The sequence below is a fragment of the Halobellus captivus genome (assembly GCF_003697845.1).
In the GTDB taxonomy this organism is placed as follows: Archaea; Halobacteriota; Halobacteria; order Halobacteriales; family Haloferacaceae; genus Halorubrum; species Halorubrum glutamatedens.
In genome coordinates this window covers 80,661-106,683 of sequence record NZ_RDQE01000008.1, presented here as the reverse complement: position 1 = coordinate 106,683, position 26,023 = coordinate 80,661, and the positions used below count along the sequence as shown (strand labels likewise).

Sequence of the window (26,023 nt, the reverse complement as noted above, 5' to 3'; positions counted from 1 at the left end):
CCCACCATTTAGGTAATATAAATTTAAACTTTTCGCTGAGGTCCGATCAACGAGTGTACTACCAGTTCTAAATCCGCTGCTGTCTTGCGGTTTTCATATTTGTACTCTCAATGGATCTACTACTTTCGACGTTATTTATATACCATTGCCCGAATTGATTTGGGCTCTGATCGCCTTCCACCGTCGATCGCGACGGGGTCGATCGGGTCGACGGGAAACACGTTATGTTCCTCCACCGACTCACCTCGACCATGCGCGAAGTGACGCTCCGGATCCGCCACCACGACACGCCCGAGTGCGGGGCCAGCGCTCGCTACCCGGAGGTGACGCTCCGCTCGGTCTCCTCGATGACTGGGCGGGGGACGGAGCGAAAGCGGATCATCGAGCTCCGCGGGCCGGGTGACGACATCGAGGGATTCCTCGAGGCGTTCCGAGAGGCGGAATCCGTCGTCGAGGCAGAGCCGCTCTCGCCGCTCGAAGGGTTCCACGTCTACGTGGCGCTCGTCGTCGACGCCGAACGCTGGGACAGCATCGCCGAACGTCTCTCGGATCTCGGGATCCACTACCGGATGGGGACGACGATCACCGCCGGGATCGAGCGGTGGACGCTGTATTTGGAGCCCGACGACGACCTTTCGGCCGTGATCCGCGCGCTGGAAGCGGGCGGCAACGATGTCGAACTTGCCCGAAACGTACCGCTGTCGGAGATAGAGCGGCCGCCACAGCTGGAGCTGTCCCGTTTTCTCGAGGATCTCACGCCACGACAGCGCGAGGTGCTGGCGGTCGCGATCGCGATGGGGTACTACGAACACGGCGGAGATGTCGGCATCGAGACGGTCGCCGACGAACTCGAACTCGGAACGACCACGGTCTGGGAGCACCTATCCCGTGCCGAAGCGAAGGTGATGGCTGGGGTCCTCGACCGACTCGAGACGTGAACCCGCCCGTCAGGCAAGCTACCACGTCCTCCGCCCGCCGCTTTTCGTCTCCCTATATATTGTTAATACATGTCATGATTCGTTAGATTTTTATTGAGCCGCCCATATACTACCGAACGGATTCGAGGTGGTAGACATGGCTCTTCCACGACCAGCCAGCACGTGGACCGGAGGCATGGACCTGCCAAGCAAACTGTTCGAACGAGGGAGCGACGACTACGAACTATACGAACAGGAGGACGAGTTCGTCCTCGCGGTCGAGCTCCCTGGGTTCGATCCGGCGGAACTCACCGTCTCGTGGAACGACGGCACGCTGAACGTCGCCGGCGAGCACGAGGACGAGTTCCGCAGCACGCGCCGGACGTACCATCGCCGGTTCCGGTTCCCGAAGACGATCGACGAGGACGCCATCGAGGCCGAGTATCAGAACGGTATTCTCACCGTCCGGCTCCCGATGGCGGTCGACGCCGCGATGACCGGAACCGAGATCGAGATCGAGAGCTGACGGGCTCGTCCGTCGGTCGCCCCGTTCCCTGAGCTCGATCGCGAAACGCTTTCTCCCGGAAACCCCGATCGCTGACCGGAACGGACACCGATATACGGGCGGACGTCGTCGTCTCGAACGTGTCCAGATACCGCGACTTCCTCCTGTTCGCGCTCCTCTCGGCTCTGTGGGGCGGCTCGTTCGTCGCCATCGAGGTCGGACTGGCGTACTATCCCCCCGTGTTGTACGCGGCCTACCGGTTCGACATCGCGGCGTTGGTCCTCGTTACCTACGTCCTCCTCACCGAACGGAACCCGTTTCCACGGACTCGTGGCGACCTCGCCGCGATCGGACTCAGCGGCGGGTTCAACGTGGCAGCCAACAACTCGCTGTTGTTCACGGGTCAGCAGTACACGACGAGCGGGATCGCCTCGATCACCTACAGCCTCGTTCCCATCGTCACTGCGGCCGTCGCGGCGATGTGGGTCGGCGAGTCGAGCCTCGACCTGCGAGGGGGGGTCGGCGTCGTGCTCGCGTTCGTCGGCGTCGGACTCGTCGCCCAGCCGGACCCCGCGAACCTGGCCGGCGGGGTGACGATCGGGGTGGCGCTCATCTTCGTCGGCGTGGTCTCGGTCTCGTTCAGCAGCGTCGGACTCCGCGTCGTGGAGACGACGTTCTCGAGCGTCGCGCTCACCGGCTGGGCGATGCTGTTCGGCGGACTCCTGATGCACGGGTTCAGCCTGGGGCTCGGCGAGGGACAGCGACTCCCCGCGACCGAGCTGCCGGCGCTCGTCGCGCTGGGATTCCTCGGCGTGCTCTCCTCGGCCGTGGCGTACACGATCTACTTCACGCTCCTCGACCGGCTCGGCGCGTTCGAGATCAACCTCGTCTCCTACGTCGTTCCCGTGGTCGCGACGGTCGCCGGCGCGGTGCTCCTCGCGGAGCCGGTGACGGCGACGACCGTCGCCGGATTCGTCGTCATCCTCGCCGGCTTCGGGCTGGTAAAACGCCACGCGATCGCCGAGGAGGTGCCGAAGCTCGTCTCGCAGGTCGGCGGGTTCTTCTGACCTCCGGAGCCGAACGTCCCGAACGATCCGTCGGCTCAGTTCGGTAGCGCCGCGACGTCCTCGAGGATCTCCACGGCGTGGTCCTCCGGCGAGACGCCCTCGTAGGCGAGCACGACCGTCCCCTCGCTATCGACCACGTACGTGTTCCGAAAGACGCCGTCGAAGACGTTCCCGAACATCTCCTTTTCGCCGTAGGAGTCGTACGCGCTCGCGACCTCGCCGTCGGGGTCCGAGAGGAGATCGAAGGGGAGATCGTAGTCGACCGCGAAGTCGGCGAGGTCGGAGACGGGGTCGTCGCTGATCCCGAGCACCCGTACGCCGGCGTCCTCGAAGGCGCCCCACTCGTCGCGGAAGCTACACGCCTCGGCCGTACAGCCCGGCGTGTCCGCCCGCGGGTAGAAGTAGACGACCGTGTAGGCGGCGTCGGTCCCGCCAAGCGAGACCGTCTCGCCGTGTTGGTTCTCGAGCGTGAACGTCGGAGCATCCGTCCCGGGGTCGAGCATACCGTCCGTCGAGCCGGTGGCGGCTTATCGGCACCGATCCGGTCGACTCCCGCGGTCTCCGCTCCGTTTTTATGGTCCACCCACATCCCTTCGGTATCGATGGTCTGGCAAACGACGCCGTACACGGTCCCGCTGCTCGTGGCCGGGGCGTCGTCGTTCGTCTTCGCCGCGTACGCCTTCTCGCGTCGGTTCCGGGGGTCGACGCTGCTCGTCCGGACCTTCCTCGGCGTCACCGTCGGGGCGGGGATATGGGCCACGGCCTACGCCGGCCAGCTGTCGGCGACCACCCTCCCCGGAACGCTACTCTGGAACCGGTTCGTCTGGATCGGCGTCGGAACGCTCGCCGCCGCGTGGCCGGCGTTCGTGTTGGCGTACACCGGGCGATCGACCTGGTTCCGGCCCCGGCGGCTGGCACTGATCTGTCTGGTCCCGGCGTCAGTCGTCGCCGCCGTGTGGTCGATCGGTGCCGTCCCTCTGTTCTATCGTTCCCCCGCGCTCGCGACGTCTGACGGCGGACACCTCGTGTTGGCGTACTCGCCGACGGTCGCGCTGCTGGCGTTCACCGCGTACAGCTACGCCGTGAACCTGCTCAGCTTCGCCGTGCTCGGATACGCCGCGATCGACCGGACCGGGATCTTCCGGCGGCAGGCCGGACTCCTGTTTCTCGCCGGTACGTTTCCGATGGCCGTCGGAGTTCTCGGCGCGTGGTCGTCCGTGGGGCCTCGGTTCGTCGACCTCACGCCGATATCCTTCGCCGTGACGGTGGGGGTCGTCGCCTGGGTGGTGTTTCGGTACCGGCTGCTCGACCTCTCGCCCGTCGCGCGGAAGACCGCGTTCGCGAACCTCTCGGACGGCGTGGTCGTTCTCGACGGTGCCGACCGAGTCGTCGACGCGAACGACCGTGCCCGCGAGCTGTTCGCCTCCCTCGAGTTCGGCCAGTCGGCCGAGGCGGCGTTTTCGGGAGTGCCGACGGTGTTCAATGCCGTCCGGAACGGTGGAACCGGAAAGGGCGGACGGGCGACGATCGAGACCGAGGACGGACCGCTGTTCCTCACGGTCACCGAACACGCGGTCTCCTCGGCCGTCTCGGGAGCCGAGCGGAGCGGCAGCGTGGTCCTCTTCCGCGACGTGACCGAACGCGAGACGCTCCAGCGTCGGTATCGAGCGCTCATCGAGAAGTCTCCGAACGTCATCGCGATCTGCGGAACCGACGGCCTGCTCCGGTACGTGAGCCCGTCGATCGACCGGCTCCTCGGCCGGCAGGCGGCGACCGTCGAGGGGCGGCCGATCCTCGATCTGGTCCATCCGGAGGACCGCGCCGAGAGCCAGCGTCGGTTCGAGGCCGCCCTCGAGACGGGCGAACCACAGGTGTTCGAACACCGGATCGCCCACGAAAACGGCGACTGGCGCGCCTTCGAGACGACGATCGAGCCGCTCTTCGAGAACGCCACGAAGGAGGTGGTGATCACCGCGACCGACGTGACGGAAAACAGACGACACGAACAGCGACTACAGGTACTCAACCGGGTTCTCAGACACGACCTGAAGAACGACGCGAACGTGATCGGCGGGTACGCCGACCTGCTCCGTGACCACGTCGACGCCGAGGGAAGCGAGCACCTCGACGTGATCGATCGGAAGGTGGAGACGCTGACGCATCTCAGCGAACAGGCCCGCGAGATCGACGTGGCGCTTCACGACGAGTTCGACCCGGCGGAGATCGACCTCGCGTCGCTGCTGCCGCGACTCTGTGACTCGCTGGAGACGGCGTTCCCCGACGCGTCGGTGTCCGTTTCGACGCCGGAGGTCGCGGTAGTGTCAGCCGACGAACTGCTCGAGTCCGCGGTGCGGAACGTGTTGGAGAACGCGGTGATCCACCACGACGGAGCCGTCGCGAACATCGAGGTGGCCGTCGGCCCCGACGAGGACGGGTATCGTGTCGAGATCGCCGACGACGGGCCGGGCATCCCGCCGGTCGAGCGGACGGTGTTCTCGGAGGGGCGCGAGACGCCCCTCGAGCACGCGAGCGGGCTCGGGCTCTGGCTCGTCCATTGGATCGTCACGGGCTCGGGCGGCGAGCTGGCGATCGAGACCCGCGAGCCAACCGGAACGCTCGTCTCGATGTGGTTCCCGGCCATGGACGGCGCGTGACCCGGTATCCGGCCCGGGCCCCGGCGAGCGGTACGTTCCCGCAACCTCTTTGCGGCCCCTCGACGAACCGGGTTACATGAGTCACGGACCCCTCGACGACGACGCGGTCGAGAGCTACCGGGAGGCCGGCGCGGTGCTGGTCGAGGCGATGAACGAGGCCAGGGAGATGGTCGAACCGGGTCGGAGCCAGCTCGAGGTCGCCGAATGGGTCGAGGACTTCGTTCGCGAGGAGGGCGCGGGGCTCGCGTTCCCCGTCAACCTGAGCGTCGACCCCGAGGCGTCCCACGCGACCCCGTCCCGCGACGACGACACCGAGTTCGGCGAGGAGATGGTGTGTCTCGACGTCGGCGTCCACGTCGACGGCTACATCGCCGACGCCGCGGTCACGGTGGACCACACCGGAAACGTCGAGCTCGTCGAGGCGGCCGAGATGGCGTTGGAGGCGGCCGTCGACGAGGCGGGACCGGGCGTCGAGGTCGGCGTCGTCGGACGGGCGATCGAGGACGTGATCCGCGGGTACGGCTACACGCCGGTTCTGAACCTCTCGGGACACGGCGTCCAGCAGTACGACGCGCACACCGAACCGAACGTCCCGAACCGCGGGGTCGACCGCTCCGTCGAACTCGAGCCCGGACAGGCGGTCGCCATCGAGCCGTTCGCGACCGACGGCCGCGGGAAGGTCGGCGAGGGAACCGACGAGGAGATCTACGAGCTCCAACGCGAGAAGAGCGTCCGCGACCGGCGGGCCAGACAGGTGTTGGAGGAGATCGCCGAGTTCGACGGCCTTCCCTTCGCCGCCCGGTGGCTCTCGAACGAGCGGGCCGGGATGGCGCTCCGGCGACTCAAACAGGCGGACGTAATCAAGGGATACCCCGTGCTCAAGGAGGCCGACGACGCGCTCGTGAGTCAGGCGGAACACACGCTCCTGGTCACCGACGAGGGCGTCGAGGTCATCACCGCGGGCATCCACGACTTCGACGGATAGGGTAGGTACCGAGTCGGGAGTCAGAGAGGCGTTTTATCAGATCTTTCCGATAAGACTCGTGTGAATCTCTCGATCGTTGGACCGTGCAAGTAGTACGGTTGTTTTGAGAGTGATCGGACTGATCGATGTGGGATCGTTTCCGGCGCGGTGAACACGTCCAAAGTCCCAGCCGCGAGGATTCCCGCGGCTCGTTGTGCGCTTTAGTCGCTCGCGTTGCTCGCTCCTTCCAGTGTCGCCGGCGCTTCGCGCCGGCTGCTGGAGGGATCGGAGGTCCCTCCCTGCTTACGTCGCCGGGGTTCATCCTTCCGGGAGACTCCGTCTCCCGACTTCCCGCTCACTTCGTTCGCGGGAATCGCGGCTGCCCCTTTGAATCCCACCCCGCCCCGCACAGCCCCGCGCCTCATGCCTCCCCAACCTCGCCGCTCGATCCGCGGCGTCCCTCGCGGGCTCCTCGTACCCTGACGGGCACTCGGAGGCGCGCCACCGCTCCGGCGATCGTTCGTTCCTCCGCCTGTATTGAGCATACGCCGAGCACGGCGAGGCGTTTCACCGACGAAGCCGTCGGAGACGACGGAGTCGGCTTTTTCCCTCCAGGTTTTTCGAGGAGTGGTTCCCGACGCGAACGCAGTGAGCGAGGGAACCCGACGATGAAAAAGGTGGTTGTCTAAACCGTCGCGGGAACCAGTCGATCGACGAGTCCGTCGAAGTCGTCGTCGAAGCTGAGCACCGTATCGATATCGTGACTCTCTACGAGCGCAACGGTCATCGCGTCAGTGAAACTGAGCCCGTGGTCGGCGTACTGCTCGAACCGTTCGACCGCTTTGCCGAAGAGCGGTTGTGACGTGTACAGGAGATCGATGGCGTCCGGGAAGGGATCGACACCACGGATGCGTCGACCGAGTTCGATCGCATCCGCCATCCGACCGGTACGGCGGTACGTGAGCGTCACCGATTCGTCGTAGACGTAGTCACTCGCCATCACGTGTCCGTAGTCGGCAGATCGAAGGACCTCGGTGAGCGCTTCCGTCGCGACGTCGTGCCGGCTCGCGTCGACGTCGTGATGGGCGTAGAACACGCCGGTATCCACGAAGACGCTCATCCGTAAAGGATCTCGTCGATGTCGTCCTCCTCGGTCTCGACGCCCGAGGAGATCGTACCCGAATCGAATCGGTCGATCTCGTCCGCGGACAGGGCATCCGTACCGCTACGGAAGCCATCGATGAACTCCGTTCGCGACCCGACGGCCGAGTCGACGAGACGTTCCAGGATCTCCTGCTGGGTAACCTTCTCTCCCGTTCTGAGTTTGATTTCGGCCTGTAACTCCTCGAGTTTGGACTTCGTTTCCTCGTCCATCTTGACTGCGGTCGCCATGCTAGTCAGTTGAGTAGCTAACTGAGTTAACCTTTCGATCAAATGAGTGAGCTACGAAGACGGTCCGACGAGTCACGACGGAACCGCTACACGATCTTCATCATCCGCGTCTCGAACTTCCCGACGCGGACGCGGACCCACCCGGCCAGCTCCGCGTCGAGGTCCGGGTCGTCGGTGTCGACCCGGAGGACTCTGACGTCGTCGAGTTTCGTCCGGGAGGCGACGATCGTGACGTCGCACTCGCGGATCACGGCCGGCGAGAGCTGCGGGTTCCCCCGGCCGAAGACGAACCCCTGCCCGCCGATGGGCGAGACGACGATCACGTTCTCCTCGCCGAGCGCGTTCAGGATCTCCGATTCCGTCGCGTCGCGGACGATCACCTCGCCGTCGCGCCAGACGTCGACGCCGATAGGCGAGGGTGAAAAGCCGAGTTCGGCCTTGATCGCGCCGACGGTCGATCCGGGTCCGAGCACGTAGGTGACTCCGTCGCCCTCGCGTGCCCGGACGTCGTCGGCGACGCCCTCGGCGAGTGACTCGACGGTGCCGCTCGCGGTCTGTTTCGACGACTGGAGGTCCTCGGCGACGGGGACGTGTGCGACCCCGCGGAGCTCGGGATGGACCTCGCCCTCCCGGTAAGCGTCCTCGTCGATGTCCATCACCTCGCGGCGCTCCGTCCGCGAGAACGTCGCCGCCACCTCCGCGGCGTCCTCCGGCGAGACCGCGAACACCGACGAGTACACCTTCACGCCCGCGGGCACGCCGAGCATCGGCGTGTCCGTGCCCTCGAGCGCCGTCGCCACGTCGGCCGCGGTGCCGTCGCCGCCGACGAACAACACGAGGTCGACGCCCGCCTCGAGGAAGTCGGCCACCGCGAGACGGGTGTGTTCGGCGGTCGTCTCGGGAGAATTCTCGCCGTCGGTCCCGGGATCTCCGCCGTCGTCGAACGGATCGACGACGCGAGCCGGCTCGAACCCCGCCCCGCGGACGACCGTCTCGCCCATGGGGTCCCCGACCGTCGAGACGGTCGTCTCGGGCGCGACCGCGGCGAGCCGCTCCATCGCTCGCGCCGCGCGGTCGGGCGCACGCGGCTCCGCGCCGCGCTCGCGTGCCTCCGCGACCTTCCCATCGGTTCCCTTCAGTCCGACGCGACCGCCCATTCCGGCGATCGGGTTCATCACGACGCCGACGTGCATACCCGACGTTGTGGCGTCGACCACTTAACGGGTCGTCGACGGCGGGCGGGTCGGGCCGTGCGCGCCACGGCCGACCGCCGAAGATCAAGCTTTAAGCCGGGACCCGGACAACCTCCGTACATGATCCTGTCCGCCGTTCAGCCCGAGCCGCTCCCGATCGAGGCGACTGCGCTCGCCGTGCTCGCCGTCAGCCTGGTCGTCACCGCCGTCTGGGTCGCCTATCTCGCGCGCTGACGACGACCGCCGGCTCGTCGCCCACTGACCGTCGGCCGTCGACCCGTCCCTCACTCGACCAGTTCCGCGCGCTCCCGCAACCACGCGGCGGCCCGTTCGGCCTCGGTCGCGTCGCCCGCGGTTATCTTCACCCTGACGTTCTCGCCCGGGTAGGACCCGACGCTCACGTCGAAGCGCTCTCTGAGCTCCGAGAACCGGCCGATGAGGGTACTCTCGGGCTCGTCGACGGCGACGACGACCGCGTGGATCGGGTCGCCGTCGAACTCGGACTCGACGCGCTCGAACATCGCCTTCATCTCCGTCGGGACGCCCGGAAGCACGTAGACCGACTCGACGACCGCGCCCGGCGCGACGCCGGCCTCGTTGGCGAGCGGCCGACAGCCCGCGGGCAGATGCGTCGTCTCCGCGGCGAGATCGTCCGCGCTGTACCCCTGCTCCTCGAGCCACGCGGCCGCCTCCTCGTTCTCGACGACGTCCCGGCCGAACGCGGCGGCGACCGCCTCCATCGTCACGTCGTCGTGGGTCGGACCGAGCCCGCCGGTGACGATCACGGCGTCGTACTCCGCGTGGTACTCGTTGACGACCCGGGCGATCTCCGAGACCTCGTCCGGGACGACCGTCACCCGTCGGACCGGGACGCCCCGGTCCGCGAGTCGGCCGCAGAGCCAGGTCGCGTTCGTGTTCTCGGTGTCGCCGACGAGGAGTTCGTCCCCGACGGTGACGATGGCGGCGTTCATGCTCGGACCCACGCGACGGCGAGTCAAAAGGTCGCCGGGGAGGGACGGTCGGATCCGGTCCGGCGGTCGCCGAGGACTCGGCCGCCGGTCAGAGGAAGCCGTCGTCGTCCTCGTCGTCGTACACGCCGAGGCCCATCTCGCGGCGGCGCTCGCGGAGCTCCTCGAGCTGCCGTTTGAACCTGAGCGTCCCCACGATCGCGACGAGGATCGCGATCGCGAGGATCCCGCCGAAGACGACGAGGTCTGTCTCACGGTACGCCTGGACGACGATCGAGCCCGTGACCTCCTCCCAGACGATCCGGTCGCGGTCGTCGACCGTCTCGACCTCGTAGCTCCGCGGCGAGACGTGTCCGACGAGCGGGAAGTCCGTGCTGAATCCGGGCGGCAGCGTCACGGCGTATGACCCCTCGACGTACGCCAACGACGTGAACCGTCGGGGCGACCCGTCGCTCGTGAACGCGACCTTCCCGCCCTCCATGTCGTCGCCGAGGCGGACCCACGTCTCGTCCGGCGTCCGCTCGACTTCCCCGCCGCGGGCGCGGAACTCGCTTCCGGTCACCACCTCGCCGTCGGGGTACTGATACCGGAACGCCTCGAACTCCAGGGGCTGGTCGCCGGCGTACGGAGTCTGGCGGTACAGACGGAGCTCGTCGCGCCCGGAGAGGTCGTAGACGACCGTGTACCGCGCGTCAGTCGAGAGGTCGAAGGCGGCGTCGCGGTCGACGTCGAAGTCGTAGTCGCGGGGCGGTTCGGCGTCGAGCGTCTCGTTCGCGACCTCCCCGCCGCCGGTCGCGTAGCCGAGACAGCCGGCGCTCGCGGCGAGGAGCGCGACGAGCGTCACGGCGAGGACGAGGCGTCGGTTCACGCGCTCGAACTCACCTCAGACGACACAGCGCATCTCCGCCGGGAGATACGAGCCGATCGCGGCCAGCAGCCCCGGCGGGTCGGTTCCCTCGGCACAGACGACGCTCTGTTCCAACAGCCCCAGCCGCTCGACGGTGACGATGTCCTGTGCGTGACCGGCGCGATTCACCGTCGCGCGTACCTCTCCACGCGTCGCGGAGTTGACGTTCAGCCGACCCGGTCCCCGCTGCCAGTCGTAGAGGCGGTCCCGCTCGGCGTCGGCGAGCCGGTGGGGGTCGGCGTCCGGATCGCCGATATCGCCGCCGTAGACGAACGCCATCGGGAGATGCTGGACGAGACCGAACCGCTCGACGACCTGTTCGGGCGCGCCGACGCCGAGGCCCAGCTCGTCGGCGGGAACGTGGACTTCCTCGCCCGCGTCGAGGACGAAGCCCTCGGCGTCCCACGACTCGAGGGTGCCGACGTACGTCTCGCCGGCGACGAACCCCTCGTCGTGGGCGACGATCGCTCCCCACGTCTCCGCGAGGACGTTGCGGGCGACGGTGGCGTCGTCGCCGGTCACGTCGACCTGGACGAAGTCGTCGTCGCGGACGCCGACGGTCCACTCGACCGCGAGTTCGCCCACGTCGTTGCCGACGAGCGAGTTCATCCCGTCGAGCGCGCGGTCGCGGGCGTCGCCCTCGACGTAGCACTTGGTCGCGAGGACGACCATCAGCCGGTCACGTCCGCGTTGAGCTCGTCCCGAAGCTCCTCGAGACGCATCGACAGCGCCTCCTGGAGCCGGTCGTTCTCCATCGCGTCGAGCGGCGAGCCGCACTCGGGACACTCGAAGCCGAAGTCCATCGCCTCGCCGAACTCGAAGCGGAGCGAACACACCTCACAGAGGTAGAACTCGTGGGTGCGCTCGTACTCCTCGCGGTCGTCCAACGCGTCGAGGAGTCGGTACATCTCCTCCTGGAGGTTCTCCGGAATGTTGTCGTAGTGGAACGTCCAGAGGTACGTGAGCCAGCCGGAGTCCTCGTCGCGGACCCGCCGATAGGTGGCGAGGTCGTTCTCGTAGAGGATGAACAGCGCGCGACGGACGTCGTTGAGCTCCAGTCCGAGCTCCTCGGCCAACTCCTCGTCGGTCACCTCGCCGTCCGGGGGCGCGGCCGCGACCGGCATCCCCGTCGGCCCCACGAGCTCGTGGAGGTACTTCTGGATGACGGGGTCGTTCAACAGGTCCTCAAAAGCCATTACCGTGACGTGGCGGTGCAGCGGGGTTAAAAGCTCCGGAAGGGACCACGACGGCGTTCCCGGGCGCCCTCCGGCTCCGGCAGAGCTATACGCCGCCCGACTCACGGGTTCCGCGTATGAACTCCGGTCCGATCGAGCGGGGGTCCACGGTCGTCGGCGCGCTCGCGCTCGCGACCGTCCCGGTCGTCATCGCGGCGGTCCCGTTCGTGCCCCTCGCGTGGCTCGTCGACGCCGTCGTCGGACTCGAGACCGTCCCCGGTCTCGGCGCCGTCCCTGGCGTCGGCGCGGTCGTCGTCGGCGTGCTCGCGGCCGCCGTCGTCGGACCCGCGACCTCGATCGCGCTCGGACCGATCCTCGTCGATCGGCGGATCGAGCGGCTCCCCGCGGCCGACCTCGACGACCGCCCGGCGGCGTTCATCGACTCGCGCGTCGATGCGATCGCGGAGTCGGTCGGGATCGATCCGCCGCCGGTCACGGCCGTCCGGGCGGAGGCGGCCAACGTCGCCGTCGCCGACGGCTACCGGGGGCCGCGGCTCGTCGTCTCCACGCGACTCCTCTCGTTGCCGGCGGCGGACCGCGACGCCGCGTTGCGTCACGCGCTGGTCCGGCTGCGCACGCGCGAGGCCGCGTTCACGACCGCCGTGTTGCCCGCCCTGGTCGTCGTCGAGTGGGTGACGCTGTTCGCGACGCTGCTCGTCGGTCGTCGGTCCGACCGCAGCCCGGCGGATCGCCGTGTCAACCGGATACACGGATACGAGCCGGACCGCGAGCGGATCCCGGCTCCCGCGTACGCCGCAGCCGGCCTGGTCGTCTGGCTGGTCGCGCTCCCGGCGTGGGTCCCGGCGGTCGTCGGCGACCGCCTGTTCGTCGCCGGTCGCCGGCGCGCCGCCGACGCCGCGGTGGCTCGGGTCGGCGAGGCGGAACGCGACGGACTCGCGAACGCGGTCGGATTCGCGGACGAGGCCGCCGGCGCGGCCGACTGGCCGCCGCTCCTGGACCGGCTCTCGCTCGTCTCGATGGCGGACGACGAGACCGGTCGCGTGCGCGGCACGAGCCGACAGGAGGCGCGGATCCGACTCGCGAGGCTTCGGTCGAAACGGACGCTGTAGGAGCCACGGAGCCGACGGCGACGGCCGGTCCTCACGAGTCCGTCGGGACGGACAACCGAAGGGTCGTTCCACGGCCGTCGCCGGTGGACACGGAGAAGTCGCCGCCGACCCTGCTCACGACCCAGTACATCAGCCAGAGCCCCAATCGGTCGGCGTGTTTCAACGAGGTCTCGCCGCCCTTGAGCACGTGCGTCTCGTGGTCCGGGATGCCGGGGCCGTCGTCGGCGATCTCGATCTCGATCCACTGCGGCTCCGGGCGCTCGACCCGGATCTCGACCGAGGGGTGCGGCTCGTCGTTGTGTTTGATCGCGTTCTCGACGGCCTCCTCGACCGCGGTCAGCAGTCCGGCGACGGTCACCTCGAGCGGGTCGTCCGCGGGAAGGGACAGGTCGACCCTCGCGTCCGGATACTGTCCCTCGAGCGCGCTCACGAGCTCCGAGAGCCGGTCGCGCAACCCGATCGGCGGTCCCGAGGGGTCGGTCGACGACAGCGTGTGGTCGATCTTCCGTACCGCCTCCGCGATCCGCATGAGATCGTCGGTCGTCTCCGATATCACCTCGAGCGGCTTCCGATACTCGTCGCCGAGGTCATCGCGGAGGAGCTCCGCGTACCCGTCGATGAGGTTCATCTTGTTTCGGAGGTTGTGATTGAGGACCCGATTCATCACCTCCAGTCTCCGCTCGCGGATCTTCCGGTCGGTGATGTCCGTCTGGAACCCGACGTAGTTCGTGACGGTTCCGTCCTCGCCGCGGATAGGCGCGACGGTGAGCCGGTTCCAGAAGCGGCGGCCGTTCGCCCGGTAGTTCAGGACGTCCACGGAGACCGGTTCCTCGGCGTCTATCGCCTTTCGGATCGTCGCTCTCGTCTCCTCGTCCGTTTCCTCCCCCTGGAGGAACCGACAGTCCTCGCCGAGCATCTCGGGTCCGTACCCGGTCAGCCGCTCGAACTCCGCGTTCACGTAGATCAGCGGGTTGTCTCCCGATCCCGGCTCAGCGAGCGTGATTCCGACCGGCGCCTCGTCCATCGCCCGCTCCTTCAGTTCGATCTCCCCGACGGCCTCCTCGAGCCGTCGCTCGCGCTCCGCGAGCCGCAGGGAAGTCTCCCGCCGTTCGACCAGGTTCGCGATCCGGGTAGCCAGTTCGGCGCGTCTCACCGGGAGGTCGATGACGTCGTCGACGCGTGGCCACGCGTTCTTCACGGACCGCTCGTTCGTCCCCTCGGGAATCAACAGGACGAACGGGAGGAAGACGGGGTCGGACCGCCTCCGTCTCGGCTCGATCGCGTCCGCCGCTCGCTCGAACCCGTCCACGTCGAGGACACAGCAGTCGTAGACCGAATCGAGAGCCTCGACGTCCGTCGCCGTCTCGATCCGGTATCGGTCGGACAGCGCCTCGGCCAGCAGCTCGCGGTCCCGACCCGGCCGCATGAACAACAGCAGGCTGGACGCGTCCTCGGGTCCGGAGGGGTCATGGCTCGCCTCCGTCTCGGCGTCCTCGAAACCCGGGACCATTTCCCATAAGAGGAGCGTCCACGTCCACTAAGCATTATCCCTTTATGGTACCACCCGCCCAAGGACCCAGGGAATGTCATCACCACTGCCCGAGCGACTCTCGACCGGCGTCGTCGGCCTCGACGAGATCCTCGCCGGCGGGCTCGTTCCGGAGCGGAGTTACATGATCAGCGGGCGGGCGGGAAGCGGAAAGACGATCCTCGGCTTTCACTTCCTCACCGAGGGCGTCGAGCGGGGCGAGACGGCCCTCTTCATCAACCTCGAGGAGGACCTCGACGACCTGAAGGCGAACGCCGAGTCCCTCGGGTTCGACACGGAAGCGATCGAGTTCCTCGACCTGAGCCCGAGCGCGGACGTCTTCACCGAGGAGCAGTCCTACGAGGTGTTCGCTCCGTCGGAGGTCGAACGGGAGACGCTCACGGAGCGGATCGTCGAGAGCGTCACGACGGTCGACCCGGACCGCGTCGTCGTCGACCCCCTGACGCAGCTGCGGTTCCTGACGGACGACGACTACCAGTTCCGCAAGCAGGTCGTCGGCTTCATGCGGTTTCTCAAGGACCGGAACGCGACCGTGCTGTTCACCGTCCAGAACACGTCGTCGATGCCGACCGACGACCTGGAGTTCATCACGGACGGGACGATCGTGTTGGGAACCGAGGCGCATGGGAAGTCGATCCGCGTGCCGAAGTTTCGCGGGTCCTCGACGCAGAGCGGGGATCACGCCTACCGGATCACCGACGGGGGGATCGAGGTCTATCCGGCCCTCCAGCCGGGCGAGCACGTCGGCGAGTACGACCCCGGGACGATCTCCTCGGGGATCCCCGAGGTCGACGAGTTGCTCGCCGGCGGGCTCGAGCGCGGGACCGTCAGCATCGTCAGCGGCCCGACCGGCGTCGGCAAGACGACGCTGTCCACGCAGTTCATGAAGGAGGCCGCCCGCCGCGGGGAGCGGTCGGTCATCTATCTCTTCGAGGAGACGAGGGGGACGTTTCTCACCCGGTCGCGAGCGGTGGACATTCCGGTCGACCGGATGATCGAGCGGGGAACCCTCCAGGTGAACGAGGTGGAGGCCCTGGAACGGTCGCCCCAGGAGTTCGCCCGGATGGTTCGCGAGGAGGTCGAGGAGCGGGACGCCGACATCGTGATGGTCGACGGGATCGCGGGATATCGCCTCACCCTCCGCGGGGAGGAGGACACGATGCTCCAGCAGATGCACGCGCTCGGGCGCTACCTCAAGAACATGGGAGCCACCGCCATCCTCGTCGACGAGACCCGGAACGTCACCGGGGAGTTCCGGGCGACGATGGAGAACATCAGCTACCTCGCGGACAACATCGTCTTCCTGCGGCATCTGGAGATACAGGGAGAGATGCGGAAGGCGATCGGCGTGTTGAAGAAGCGAACCAGCGACTTCGAGCGGACGATCCGCGAGTTCCGGATCACGGAACACGGGATCGAGGTCGGCGAGCCGATGTCGAACATGCGCGGACTGTTGAGCGGAACTCCGGAGATGGTGAGGAACCACGAGCGGCGGGAGGACGGGACGGGAGAGTAATCGGGGAGCTTTCGCGGCTACGTCGACTCCGCGTCGCCGTCGTCGCGCTCGGTGTCTCCACGTCCGCGGTCGTCCGCGTCGACGACCGTCTTTCCGGTCGCTTCCGGCACCACGCGACGATCGGCGTCGACCCACTCGCGGTCGAGTTCTTCGCCCTCGAAGAGCCGGTCCAGGAAGACGGCGAGGCCGGCGACCTCCGAGTGCGGCTGGTTCGTCACGCCCACGTTGAAGTCGGCCCGCTCGTAGAGCGCCCACGGAACCTTCTCGCCGCCGACGACGACGAGGAGGTCCCGGGCGTCGCCGCCGCGGTCACCGACGGCCCTCCCGTCGTCGGCGCGGACCGCCGCACGGATCTCCCCTTCGACGTCCTGGATCCGCTCGCCGTACATGGTGAGGTGGACGACGACGCCCTCCCAGTTCCTCACGATCGCCTTCTGGTCCTCCCGGAGCTCGACGCCGAACGGGCCGCCGAACCGGTCCGTAACCCCCCGAACCGTCTCGGCGGACTGACCGGCGTTGTCCGGGAGGATCACTCGATCCGCACCGAATGCCCGTGCAGTGAGGCCCACGTGCGTCGTCATTCGGTCGTCCCGTCCGGGTCGGTGGCCGTACCGGAGGACGACGACCTCGCCCGTCTCGCGCGTCCCCTCGTCCGCTTCGCGCGTCTCCCCGTCCCCTTCACGCGTCTCGTTCATACTCCCTCCTGCGACTGGGAGGCGTGAGGGCCTTTCGATGCCGACGGTCGGTCCTCCTTCGAGACGGCTCCCGAGTACGATCCACAGATCTGGATCGATACGGTCGACGAGCCACCGAGGTGACCACGTAACTGAAAGATTCATTTGGGAGGCGGTCGCGGATCCGGTATGACGAGCGTCAAGGAGTTCCGCGTCGTCGAGCCCGCGACCGCCGCCGAACTCGGCCGCGGCCGGTTCGCGTTCACCGACGCCTATTCCGTGTTCGACTGGGGGCGGATGCCCGACGCGATCCCGCGGAAGGGCGCGAGCCTCTGTGTGATGGGCGCGTTCAACTTCGAGCGGCTGGCCGACGCCGGGATCGCCACGCACTACCGCGGCGTCGTCGATCCCGCCGCGGTCGAGTCGGGTGCCGACCCCGAGGACGCGGTCGTTCCCCTCGCGGAGGCCGACGCGCCGCCGACGGAGATGGCGATCGAGTTGACCCAGGTCCCCGACCTCCCGTATCGGGGCCCCGAGTCGGGATACGACTACGACACGTTCCACGAAGAGGGCGGGGCGAACTACCTCGTTCCCCTGGAGGTGGTCTTCCGGAACACGGTCCCCGTGGGATCCAGCCTTCGTCGCCGACGCGACCCGTCGGACTTCGATCTCCCCTTCGAGGAGTGGCCGGCCGAGTCGGTCGACCTCCCCGAGCCGGTCGTGGAGTTCTCGACGAAGTACGAGGAGCAGGACCGGTATCTCTCCCGCGAGGAGGCCGACCGGATCGCCGGTCGCGCCGACGTCGACGCGCTCGCCGATCTCGCCCGCGACGTGAACCGGGTCGTCACCGACCGCGCCGAGGAGGCCGGGTTCGTCCACGAGGACGGCAAGATCGAGTGTCTCTACGTCGACGGCGAGCTCCGCGTCGCCGACGTGGTCGGGACCTTCGACGAGAACCGGTTCTCCTACGACGGCCAGCAGGTCTCGAAGGAGGTCGTCCGCCAGTGGTACAAGCGCGCCGACCCCGAGTGGGTCGAGGCGGTCGGCGAGGCGAAGTCAGTGGTCGCCGACCGCGACACCGCCGACTGGCGAGAGCTCTGCGACGAGGAGCCGATCGACCTGCCCGAGGACGTCCTCGAAACGATCTCGGCGATGTACGCCGCCGGCGCGAACGCCTACACCGGGAGCGAGTGGTTCGACGCGCCCCCCGTCGACGAGGCGATCGCCGCCGTCCGATCGCTGGACGGGTAGGGACCCGTTCGTGGGGACGGGGTGGCTCGTTCCGGCGATTTCGACCCTCGGCGGTTCAGCGATCACGCTCGGTATTCGTACGAAACGGGAGCGTAACGGAGGATCCGGGAACCGATCCGGAACTAAGAGATTCCGGTATGTCAGAGGCTATCCCTGATCTCGGATGGCTTTTCATCTCATGTTCGGATATAATACAACAATTACTCATATTCTCACAAAGTTCTCCCCGATCGGCGCCCGGAACGCGGGAGATGAACGGCGTCAAACCGACGGTTCGTTTCGATCGCCGGAAGACGGCTGCTCGTGACGAACGTACGGCGTGTTCGATCCGCTGCTCACTCTCCGGGACGTTCGAAGACCTCGTCGAGGCCCCGTGCTGCGAGGCCGACTATCGTCCGGATGCGCGTCTTCTGAAGGTTCAGGTCGCTGTAGTAGCACCCGATCTCCTGGAGACTCTTCTCGCTTCCGCGAAAGCCGTAGGTGTCTCGAGCCAGACGGCCCTCGGGGCATCGCGTGGTCGCGACGATCGGGACGCCGTCCTCGGCGATGGCTCGCAACTCGGGGACGATCTTCGGCGGGACGTGGCCGGCACCCGTCGTCGCGAGACAGAGCGCGTCGCTTTCGCGAGCGGGAGCGAGCTGTTCCGGCGGCATGTCCGCGGTCACGAAGGCCGCGTACACGTCGTTCGTGAGGTCGTCGTACTCCACCGTGAGCGACGGGTCGGGCGACTCGGGCGTCCGACGCCACGTGACGCGCGATTCGTCGATGACCCCGAGCGGGCCGAACTCCGGAGATCTGAACGTATCGAGGTTCATCGAGTTCGTCTTCGTCACCTCCCGGGCCGCGTGAATGCGGTCGTTGAAGGCGACGAGAACGCGTCCGGTCGCGTGTTCGCTCGTCGTCGTTTTCACGCTCGCGAGGAGGTTGGCGGGCCCGTCCGGGCTCGGAAGCGAGGGATTCCGCATCGCGCCCGTAAACACGACCGGCGTCTCGCCGCGATAACAGAGGTCGACGAAGTACGCCGACTCCTCGAGCACGTCCGTCCCCTGCGTGACGACGATCCCGTCGACGTCCCCATCGTCGTCGAGTTCGGTCAGAGATCGCGCGAGTTCTCCCATCTGCTCGACGGTGAAGTGCGCGCTCGGCACGTTGGAGAACTCTCGCGTGTCGACGTCCGCGACGTCCGCCAGTTCGGGAACGGCGGAGACGAGGTCCTCGCCGGTGAGTTGCGGGCTCGCGTCCCCGCCGGAGTCCGGCGTCGAGGCGATCGTGCCGCCCGTAGAAACGACAGTCACTGTCATGGCATCTCCTGACTAGCGGATTCGCATAAGTATTCCTCCCCGAGGAGTGCGCCCACCGGGACGATCATAAACGGTTTCCGTAGTTCTGATACACGAAATATTTTACATCCACGCGAGAGATCTCCGATAGAGCCCGAACCATGCCAGGCGAGGTCTTCCCACGGTCGGAGTACGAATCCCGGGTCGAACGCACCAAAGAGCGGCTACACGAGCGCGACCTCGACGCCATCGTGGTCTCGGACCCGGCGAACATGAACTACCTCGCGGGCTACGACGGCTGGTCCTTCTACGTCCACCAGGCCGTCGTCGTCACCCGCGAGTACCCCGAGCCGGTCTGGGTCGGCCGCGACATGGACCGCAACGGCGCGCGCGCCACGACGTGGCTCGCCGAGGAGAACATGCGCGCGTACAGCGACGACCACGTCCACTCGCCGTACGACCTCCACCCGATGGACTTCCTCGCGGACGCCCTCGAGGACCTGGAGGTCGCGGACGGCCGGATCGGTCTCGAGATGGACGCCTCCTACTTCACGGCGAAGTCGTACACCCGGCTCCAGTCGCAGCTCCCGGACGCCGAGTTCGTCGACGCGGACCTGCTCGTCAACTGGCTCCGGATACACAAGTCCGACCGGGAGATCGAGTACATGGAGGAGGCCGCACGGATCTCCGAGGAGGCGATGCTCGCGGGGCTCGACGCGATCGAGCCGGGCGTCCCCGAGTACGAGGCCGCCGCCGCGATCTACGACCGGCTGGTCCGCGGCACCGACGAGTACGGCGGCGACTACCCCGCGATCGTCCCGCTCATGCCCTCCGGCGACCACACGGGGACGCCGCACCTCACCTGGTCCGACCGCGAGTTCGAGGACGGCGACCCCGTCCTCATCGAGCTGTCCGGATGTCGCCACCGATACCACTCGCCGCTCGCGCGGACGACCTTCGTCGGCGATCCGCCGGACGCCATCGAGGAGACGGCAGAGGTCGTCGTCGAGGGGATCGAGGCCGCCCTCGACGTCGTCGAGCCGGGCGTCACCTGCGAGCGCGTCGAGCGGGAGTGGCGCGAGACCATCGCGCAGTACGGCGTCGAGAAGGAGGACCGCATCGGCTACTCGATGGGGCTCGGCTACCCGCCGGACTGGGGCGAACACACCGCCAGCATCCGACCCGGCGACGAGACCGTCATGGAGGAGGGGATGACCTTCCACATGATCCCGGGACTGTGGGAGGACGAGTTCGGCGTCGAGCTCAGCGAGACGTTCCGAGTCACTTCGACGGGCGCGGAGACGCTCGCGGACTTCCCGCGCCGGCTGTTCACGGCCTGACGGACGTTATCGGGTTCTCACTCGTCGACGGTCCTCACTCCGCGTCGTCGGGCGCGGCGACGAGGTTCCGGAGGTCGTCGGGGTCGCCGCCGGCGTCGAGCGCGGCCACGTTGTCGGCGACGATGTCGGCGAGGCGATCCCAGTGTTTCGGCGTGTGGCCCCCGGTGTGGGGCGTGATCAGGCAGTTCTCGAGGTCCCAGAGCGGGTGGTCGGCCGGGAGCGGCTCCGGGTCGGTCACGTCGAGGGCGGCCCCGCGGAGCCCGCTCGACTGGAGCGCGGAGACCAGTGCGTCGGTGTCGACGATCCCGCCGCGGGCGGCGTTGACGACCACGGCGTGGGGCGGCAGCGTCGCGAGCTCCTCCTCGCCGATCAGTCCGCGCGTGAGGTCGTTGAGCGGGCAGGCGACGACGACGTAGTCGCTGCGGGCGAGCGCGTCGTGGATCGCGTCCGCCTCGAAGCCGACGACCTCGTCGGTCGGGCCGCCCTTCGAGGGCGTGTAGCGGACGCCGATCGTCTCCACGTCGAACCCCTCGAGTCGCTCGACGACGTGCTGGCCGATGGAGCCGAGCCCGATCACGGTGACGGTGCTGTCCGCGAACTCGTACGACTGGAAGTGCCGCCACTCCGCGTTCGACTTGCGCCGCCAGCCCTCGTGGAGGCGACGGGCGAACACGAGCATGTTGGCGATCGACTGCTCCGCGATCCCCGGCGCGTGGATCCCGCCGGCGTTGGTGACGGCCACGCCGCGGTCCGTGAGCGCCTCCACGGGCACGTGGTCGGTACCGGCGAAGGTACACGCGAACAGCTCCAGACGGTCCGCGTCGGCGATCGCCTCCTCCTCGACCGTGACCCCGGTGACGATCCGCGCGCGCGGAACGAGCTCGCGCTCATCGGCCGGCGTCCGCGCGAGCGCGACCTCGTGGTCGGGCAGGCGCTCGCGGAGCGTCTCGGCGTACGATCCCATCGACAGTCCCTCGGTCCCCTCGCGGAGGACGACGATATCTGGCTGGTCGCTCATGGTGGATCCGCCGCCGGGCGGCGGTAACGTCCCCGGGTTCGACGGTACGCTACTTACCTTTTTTGTAGTTCTTGTAGTCTTCGTACACGATCATCGTGTACGCTTAAGTAGGTCCGGGAGTCACGAGCTCACATGACACGCCCGGTCGCGGAGCGGCTCGTCGAGTTGCGTCGGGGCTTCCACGAACATCCCGAGCCCGGCTGGCGCGAGTACTACACGACGAGTCGGCTGGTCGAGGAGATCGAGGGGATCGGCGTCGACGAGCTCGCCGTCGGGCGGGAGGCGTACGACCCCGACGACCGGATGGCCGTCCCCGAGGACGCCAACGACGAGTGGGTCGAGCGGGCTCGCGAACGCGGCGCGCGCGAGGACGTGCTCGAGCGGACCGCGGGCGGCGTCACCGGCTGCGTGGCGGTTCTCGAGCGCGGCGAGGGGCCGACCGTCGGCCTCCGGGTCGACATCGACGGCCTGTTCATCGAGGAGTCGACCGACGACGACCACGAGCCGGTCCGCGAGGGATTCCGCTCCGACATCGACGGGAAGATGCACGCGTGCGGCCACGACGCCCACATGACGTTGGGACTCGCGACGCTCGAGGCGGTGAAGGAGGGCGACTTCTCCGGACGGTTCGTCGTCTTCTTCCAGCCCGCAGAGGAGATAAGCGGGGGCGGCCACCCGATGGCCGAGAGCCGGTTCATCGAGGGGATCGACCACCTCTTCGCGGTCCACGTCGGGCTCGACCACCCGACCGGCCGGGTCGTCGCCGGGATCGAACGGCCGCTCGCGATGGCACACGTCGACGCGTCCTTCGAGGGGACCTCGGCGCACGCGGGGAAGGCTCCCGAGGAGGGCGACAACGCGATGCAGGCGCTCGGGACCGCCATCTCGAACGCCTACGGGATCCCCAGACACAGCGAGGGGATGACCCGCGTGAACGTCGGGTACGCGGAGGCCGGCAGCGCGAGCAACGTGATCGCCGACCGTGCACGCGTCGAGGCCGAAGCCCGCGGGGAGACCACCGCGTTGAAGGAGTACGCGAAGTCCCGACTCGAGCGGGCGTTCCGCGGGGCGGCGGTGTCACACGGCTGTGAACTCGACTTCGACGTGGTCAGCGAGTCGCCGCGGGCGGACAGCGATCCCGCGCTCGTCGAACACGTCGCGTCCGTCGCGGAGGGCGTCGACGGCGTCACGGAGGTGCTGTCGACGGCCGACTTCGGCGCGAGCGAGGACGCGACGTTCCTGATGGAGCGCGTTCAGGCGGACGGCGGGCTCGCGACGTACCTGATCGTCGGCACCGACCACCCGACCGCCCACCACACGCCGACGTTCGACGTCGACGAGCGAAGCCTCCGGATCGGCGTCGACGTCCTGACGCGGGCGGTACTCGGCGTCGATGGCGTCGACGAGGACGACACCAACGCCGCCGACGGCGTCGAACCCGACGACTAAGGGCGGATCCGGTCTCCGTACGACCGGAATTGAGCAGCCGGACCCCTTGCGTGGGAGGCTGGTGCCGAACGCCGCCGTCGGCCGCGTCGCGGCGACGTCACATACGTTTCGGTGGAGGCACACGTGCGGTCGGCGTGAGAGATGGGGGTACGGAGGTTCGGTTCGGATGACGACCGACGGGGAAGTCACTCGTCCGCGGGTTCGGAGCCGACGTCCGTCCCGGTTCGCCGGCCGAACGCGACGGCCAGCCCACGACCGACGGCGTAGCCGACGCCGCCGACCGCGACCGCCCCGGCGACCGCGAGCGAGAGTGGCTCCACGACGGGGACGACGGTCACGACGGTTCCCCCCGTTCCCGGACCGATCGCGATCCCCTCGCCGGCGACGAGACGGATCTCGGGCCCGAGGGCGCCCAGGAGGACTCCGGCGGTCGGCCCATATGAAAGAAGAACGCCCGGAAGGAGCCCGCCGCCGACTCGGGCGAGGCTCGCGACGCCGATCACGGAGACGGCCATGCAGGCGGCCGCGACCGGCGTCGGGTCGAGCGATACGGCGGAAGCGAGGACGTCGACCGCGAGCAGGGAGAGCGCGAACCCCGTCGCGCTCCAGACGGCGGCCCGCTCGAACCCCGCCTCACCGAGGAGGGTCCGCGTGAGTCGCGTCATTCGGGTCGCGTCGCTCCCCGACCCTCGCGGTCAGGAGTGGGGTTCCCGTGCTCGTCTATCTCGCCGGCGACGATGCGCGTCGAGGAGATCCGTTCGCCGTCGGCGGCGGGGACGTGGTCCACGACGACGATCTCGAGGGGATCGTGGCCGCGGGACTCGCGGATCTCGTTGATCCGTTTCCCGCCCTCCTTCGTCTCGGGCGAGACGATCAGCGCGTCGAACTGCGGCTCGACGGCGATCCCCGTCGGCTCCTCGAGTTCCCGGACCGTGAAGTCGCGTCCGTGCTCCGCCGCGAGTGGCTCGATTTCGGCCACCAGATCGCGTTTCCGACCCTCGTAGGGACGGACGTACCGCTCGACGTGTCGGGTCTTCGGGGCGAGTTCGTCGGAGGTCAGGCCGACGGTCACGTCACCCAGCTCGAACGCCCGTTCGAACAGCTTCCGATGGCCGTCGTGGACGGGGTCGAACGTGCCGCCGAGCGCGACGTTCATGCCCGTGAGTTGCGCGGGCGGGACTTAAATCATCCCGAACCGACCGCGTCGGATCGGTCGCCGTCGTTCGGTCACCTTGGTCAGCGGTCGGTGTCGCCGTCGTCGGCAGCGTTCTCGCCGTCAGCGTCGTCACCGGACGGGTCGGTCTCCCCGTCCCCGTTCCCGTCCGCGCCGGCGACGGAGATCTGAACCGGCTCGTCGTCGCCCTCGGCCGACTCTCCGCCCAGTCGCCGGTCGAGGTTGAAGACGGCGTTGAGCTCGGCCTGGACGTCGCCGACGACGCCGCGGACCAGCTCGCTCGGCGCGATCGCCTCGTACTCGTACGGGTTGTTGCCCGCGCCGTCGGCCTCGCGTTTCCCGCGCGAGACGGTCCCCTCGTCGTGGAGCTCCGCGAGCGCCTCCCGGACGGTGCTCGGGTAGAGGCCGGTCCCGTCGGCCACCTCGTCGCTGGTGCTCCGGGGGTTCTCGCGGAGGTAGACGTATATCCGCGCCCGCGTCTCGGTGTCGAGCAGCCACGCCAGCAGGTCCACGACGTTGTCGTCGAAACCCTTGACGGCCTTGTCGGCACCCTCGCCGAGTCGTTCGCGCGTCCGTCGAAGCTCCTCTTTGGTCCGATCCGCGGGCGATCCGTCCTCGCCGTCGTCGACGAGGTCGTCCCCGCGGTCGGCGTCGTCCGTGGTCATGCCCGAAGGTTCGCTCCGTGCGCCCAAAAGGGTTTCTCGTCGCTTTCGTTCCGACGGAACCGGGTCAGGCGTCCTCCAACACGAGGTCCGCACACAGGTCGTCGAGCCCGTCCGCCTCGCGGATCCGCCGCTGTCGGTCCGTCCCGCTCTCGGCGTCGTACACGTCCCGGATCCCCGTCACCCCCAGCCGGTCACACTCCTCGTCGACGACCTCGCCGAGCGAGACCGTGTCCTCGCCGTCGCGCGTGACGAACGACGCGTCGTGGCCGTGTCGGATCGCGCGCCACTTGTTCTCGTCCAACAGTTCGCGTCGGAGCGGCGGGTCGGACGCTCCTGACTCGCCGTCGTCGTATCGCGCCGCGAGGTCGACGACGAGCGCGTGGACGAACTCGACGAACGCGAGCGTTCGCTCGGGGTCGCGCTGGGCGTCCGGCGCGCGGACCTCGACGGTACCGTGGCCGGTGTGCGGGCGCACGTCGAACCAGAGCTCGCCCCGGTCCTCGATCGACCCCTGCTCGACCATCCGTCGCTCGAAGCGGTCGAACGCCTCGAAGTCGTCGAACGCGGACGGGATCCCCGTGTTCGGGAGGTTCTCGAATATCTTCGCCCGCGCCGACGCCAGCCCGGTGTCGTAGCCGTTCCAGAACGGGGAGTTCGCCGACAGCGCGAGCATCACCGGACAGTACCAGCGGAGGCGGTTCGCGATCCACACCGCCTTGTCCGCGTCGTCGACGCCGACGTGGACGTGGAGACCCGCCGTCGTGTTCCGGTGTTGGGGGTACTGGATCCGATCGAGCTGTGAACGGTACCGCGGTTTCTCCGCGTGGTCCAGCTCGCGCCACTTCGCCGCCGGATGTAACCCCGCGACCGCGATCCGGTAGCCGTCCGCCGCGGCGTGCTCGACGAGCGCCTCCCGGACCGACCGGAGCGCGTCGCCCGCCCGACCCGGGTCCTCGATGAGCGGCGTCTGTGCCTCGATCGTACACTTGAACAGCTCGTGGTCGAACCCCTCGGGGACGGCCGTGGGCGGATCGCGGCCGTACACCAGGTCGTCGGTCCCGGAGGTCGGGCGACCGTCGGCGTCCACGATGAAGAACTCCTCCTCGATGCCGAGCGTTCCCGTCCGGGTGAACGCGTCCCGCGAACCGAGCTCCATTACGAGGCAATTAGCCCGGTCGTTCTTATATGGAGTGGATGGGGGAAATCGCCTCGTAGTGGATGGGGAAGATCGCTTC

Annotated in this window: 26 protein-coding genes; 10 read left to right on the top strand and 16 right to left on the bottom strand. The window is 68.1% G+C overall.

Features of this window, described 5'->3' with window-relative positions:
• Positions 1–251: 251 nt before the first annotated feature.
• From EAO78_RS10755 to EAO78_RS10745, 3 genes are all read left to right on the top strand, one after another.
• Positions 252–938: a helix-turn-helix domain-containing protein gene (locus EAO78_RS10755; protein ID WP_122105835.1), complete on the top strand. Its 687-nt coding sequence runs from the start codon at positions 252–254 to the stop codon at positions 936–938.
• A gap of 136 nt (positions 939–1,074) precedes the next feature.
• Positions 1,075–1,443 carry an Hsp20/alpha crystallin family protein gene (locus EAO78_RS10750; protein WP_122105834.1) on the top strand — a complete coding sequence of 123 codons (369 nt, stop codon included), beginning with the start codon at positions 1,075–1,077 and terminating at the stop codon, positions 1,441–1,443.
• A 119-nt stretch (positions 1,444–1,562) separates the two neighbouring features.
• A complete protein-coding gene (locus EAO78_RS10745; RefSeq protein ID WP_122105833.1) occupies positions 1,563–2,489 on the top strand; it encodes a DMT family transporter in 927 nt (308 codons plus the stop codon).
• Positions 2,490–2,524: 35 nt separating this feature from the next.
• Here EAO78_RS10745 and EAO78_RS10740 read toward each other — a convergent pair whose 3' ends face one another.
• The gene (locus tag EAO78_RS10740) at positions 2,525–2,992 is read right to left on the bottom strand and encodes a peroxiredoxin (protein WP_122105832.1); all 468 of its coding nucleotides are present in this window, start codon (positions 2,990–2,992) and stop codon (positions 2,525–2,527) included.
• A gap of 99 nt (positions 2,993–3,091) precedes the next feature.
• Here EAO78_RS10740 and EAO78_RS10735 point away from each other — a divergent pair, with 99 nt between their 5' ends.
• Positions 3,092–5,143 (top strand): histidine kinase N-terminal 7TM domain-containing protein, encoded by a 2,052-nt coding sequence (locus tag EAO78_RS10735; protein WP_122105831.1) that lies wholly within the window; start codon positions 3,092–3,094, stop codon positions 5,141–5,143.
• Positions 5,144–5,219: 76 nt separating this feature from the next.
• Positions 5,220–6,128, top strand: a complete 909-nt coding sequence (gene map / locus EAO78_RS10730; RefSeq protein WP_122105830.1) for a type II methionyl aminopeptidase — start codon at positions 5,220–5,222, stop codon at positions 6,126–6,128.
• Positions 6,129–6,792: 664 nt separating this feature from the next.
• Here the strand turns inward: map and EAO78_RS10725 are convergent.
• From EAO78_RS10725 to EAO78_RS10695, 7 genes are all read right to left on the bottom strand, one after another.
• Positions 6,793–7,227, bottom strand: a complete 435-nt coding sequence (locus EAO78_RS10725) for a type II toxin-antitoxin system VapC family toxin (protein WP_122105829.1) — start codon at positions 7,225–7,227, stop codon at positions 6,793–6,795.
• Positions 7,224–7,499 (bottom strand): hypothetical protein, encoded by a 276-nt coding sequence (locus EAO78_RS10720; RefSeq protein ID WP_122105828.1) that lies wholly within the window; start codon positions 7,497–7,499, stop codon positions 7,224–7,226. The genes EAO78_RS10725 and EAO78_RS10720 overlap by 4 nt, the downstream gene beginning before the upstream one ends.
• Before the next feature lie 86 nt (positions 7,500–7,585).
• Positions 7,586–8,692 carry an ATP-NAD kinase family protein gene (locus tag EAO78_RS10715; protein WP_122105827.1) on the bottom strand — a complete coding sequence of 369 codons (1,107 nt, stop codon included), beginning with the start codon at positions 8,690–8,692 and terminating at the stop codon, positions 7,586–7,588.
• Between the two features lie 284 nt (positions 8,693–8,976).
• Complete coding sequence (locus tag EAO78_RS10710) at positions 8,977–9,663, bottom strand: competence/damage-inducible protein A (protein ID WP_122105826.1); 687 nt, start codon at positions 9,661–9,663, stop codon at positions 8,977–8,979.
• An 88-nt stretch (positions 9,664–9,751) separates the two neighbouring features.
• The gene (locus EAO78_RS10705; protein ID WP_122105825.1) at positions 9,752–10,528 is read right to left on the bottom strand and encodes a DUF5803 family protein; all 777 of its coding nucleotides are present in this window, start codon (positions 10,526–10,528) and stop codon (positions 9,752–9,754) included.
• A gap of 15 nt (positions 10,529–10,543) precedes the next feature.
• Complete coding sequence (locus EAO78_RS10700; protein WP_122105824.1) at positions 10,544–11,239, bottom strand: DUF2110 family protein; 696 nt, start codon at positions 11,237–11,239, stop codon at positions 10,544–10,546.
• The gene (locus EAO78_RS10695) at positions 11,239–11,763 is read right to left on the bottom strand and encodes a transcription factor (RefSeq protein WP_122105823.1); all 525 of its coding nucleotides are present in this window, start codon (positions 11,761–11,763) and stop codon (positions 11,239–11,241) included. Before EAO78_RS10695 ends, EAO78_RS10700 begins: the two co-directional genes overlap by 1 nt.
• 116 nt (positions 11,764–11,879) lie before the next feature.
• On the opposite strand from EAO78_RS10695, the gene EAO78_RS10690 reads away from it, so the two are divergent.
• Entirely contained in the window at positions 11,880–12,872 is a 993-nt protein-coding gene (locus EAO78_RS10690) for a hypothetical protein (protein ID WP_122105822.1), read from the top strand.
• A gap of 31 nt (positions 12,873–12,903) precedes the next feature.
• Here EAO78_RS10690 and EAO78_RS10685 read toward each other — a convergent pair whose 3' ends face one another.
• A complete protein-coding gene (locus EAO78_RS10685) occupies positions 12,904–14,382 on the bottom strand; it encodes a PAS domain-containing protein (protein WP_122105821.1) in 1,479 nt (492 codons plus the stop codon).
• A gap of 73 nt (positions 14,383–14,455) precedes the next feature.
• Here EAO78_RS10685 and EAO78_RS10680 point away from each other — a divergent pair, with 73 nt between their 5' ends.
• The gene (locus EAO78_RS10680) at positions 14,456–15,937 is read left to right on the top strand and encodes an ATPase domain-containing protein (RefSeq protein WP_122105820.1); all 1,482 of its coding nucleotides are present in this window, start codon (positions 14,456–14,458) and stop codon (positions 15,935–15,937) included.
• Between the two features lie 17 nt (positions 15,938–15,954).
• Here EAO78_RS10680 and EAO78_RS10675 read toward each other — a convergent pair whose 3' ends face one another.
• A complete protein-coding gene (locus EAO78_RS10675) occupies positions 15,955–16,632 on the bottom strand; it encodes a tRNA (cytidine(56)-2'-O)-methyltransferase (protein ID WP_122105819.1) in 678 nt (225 codons plus the stop codon).
• 168 nt (positions 16,633–16,800) lie between these two features.
• Between EAO78_RS10675 and EAO78_RS10670 the strand changes: the two genes are divergently transcribed.
• Positions 16,801–17,862, top strand: coding sequence for a phosphoribosylaminoimidazolesuccinocarboxamide synthase (locus EAO78_RS10670; RefSeq protein ID WP_122105818.1), 1,062 nt, complete (start codon positions 16,801–16,803; stop codon positions 17,860–17,862).
• Between the two features lie 335 nt (positions 17,863–18,197).
• Here EAO78_RS10670 and EAO78_RS10665 read toward each other — a convergent pair whose 3' ends face one another.
• On the bottom strand, positions 18,198–19,163 hold the full coding sequence (locus EAO78_RS10665; protein WP_122105817.1) for an asparaginase: 966 nt from the start codon (positions 19,161–19,163) through the stop codon (positions 18,198–18,200).
• A 140-nt stretch (positions 19,164–19,303) separates the two neighbouring features.
• Here EAO78_RS10665 and EAO78_RS10660 point away from each other — a divergent pair, with 140 nt between their 5' ends.
• The gene (locus EAO78_RS10660; RefSeq protein WP_122105816.1) at positions 19,304–20,482 is read left to right on the top strand and encodes a M24 family metallopeptidase; all 1,179 of its coding nucleotides are present in this window, start codon (positions 19,304–19,306) and stop codon (positions 20,480–20,482) included.
• 34 nt (positions 20,483–20,516) lie between these two features.
• Here EAO78_RS10660 and EAO78_RS10655 read toward each other — a convergent pair whose 3' ends face one another.
• Complete coding sequence (locus EAO78_RS10655) at positions 20,517–21,500, bottom strand: D-2-hydroxyacid dehydrogenase (RefSeq protein WP_122105815.1); 984 nt, start codon at positions 21,498–21,500, stop codon at positions 20,517–20,519.
• Positions 21,501–21,632: 132 nt separating this feature from the next.
• Here EAO78_RS10655 and EAO78_RS10650 point away from each other — a divergent pair, with 132 nt between their 5' ends.
• A complete protein-coding gene (locus EAO78_RS10650; protein ID WP_122105814.1) occupies positions 21,633–22,949 on the top strand; it encodes an amidohydrolase in 1,317 nt (438 codons plus the stop codon).
• A gap of 185 nt (positions 22,950–23,134) precedes the next feature.
• Here EAO78_RS10650 and EAO78_RS10645 read toward each other — a convergent pair whose 3' ends face one another.
• The 4 genes from EAO78_RS10645 to EAO78_RS10630 form a co-directional block, all read right to left on the bottom strand.
• Positions 23,135–23,614 (bottom strand): hypothetical protein, encoded by a 480-nt coding sequence (locus EAO78_RS10645; RefSeq protein ID WP_122105813.1) that lies wholly within the window; start codon positions 23,612–23,614, stop codon positions 23,135–23,137.
• Positions 23,611–24,105, bottom strand: a complete 495-nt coding sequence (locus tag EAO78_RS10640) for a phosphopantetheine adenylyltransferase (protein WP_122105812.1) — start codon at positions 24,103–24,105, stop codon at positions 23,611–23,613. The genes EAO78_RS10645 and EAO78_RS10640 overlap by 4 nt, the downstream gene beginning before the upstream one ends.
• A gap of 80 nt (positions 24,106–24,185) precedes the next feature.
• Entirely contained in the window at positions 24,186–24,788 is a 603-nt protein-coding gene (locus tag EAO78_RS10635; protein WP_122105811.1) for a winged helix-turn-helix domain-containing protein, read from the bottom strand.
• 64 nt (positions 24,789–24,852) lie between these two features.
• Complete coding sequence (locus EAO78_RS10630; protein ID WP_122105810.1) at positions 24,853–25,944, bottom strand: glutamate--cysteine ligase; 1,092 nt, start codon at positions 25,942–25,944, stop codon at positions 24,853–24,855.
• Between the last annotated feature and the right edge of the window lie 79 nt (positions 25,945–26,023).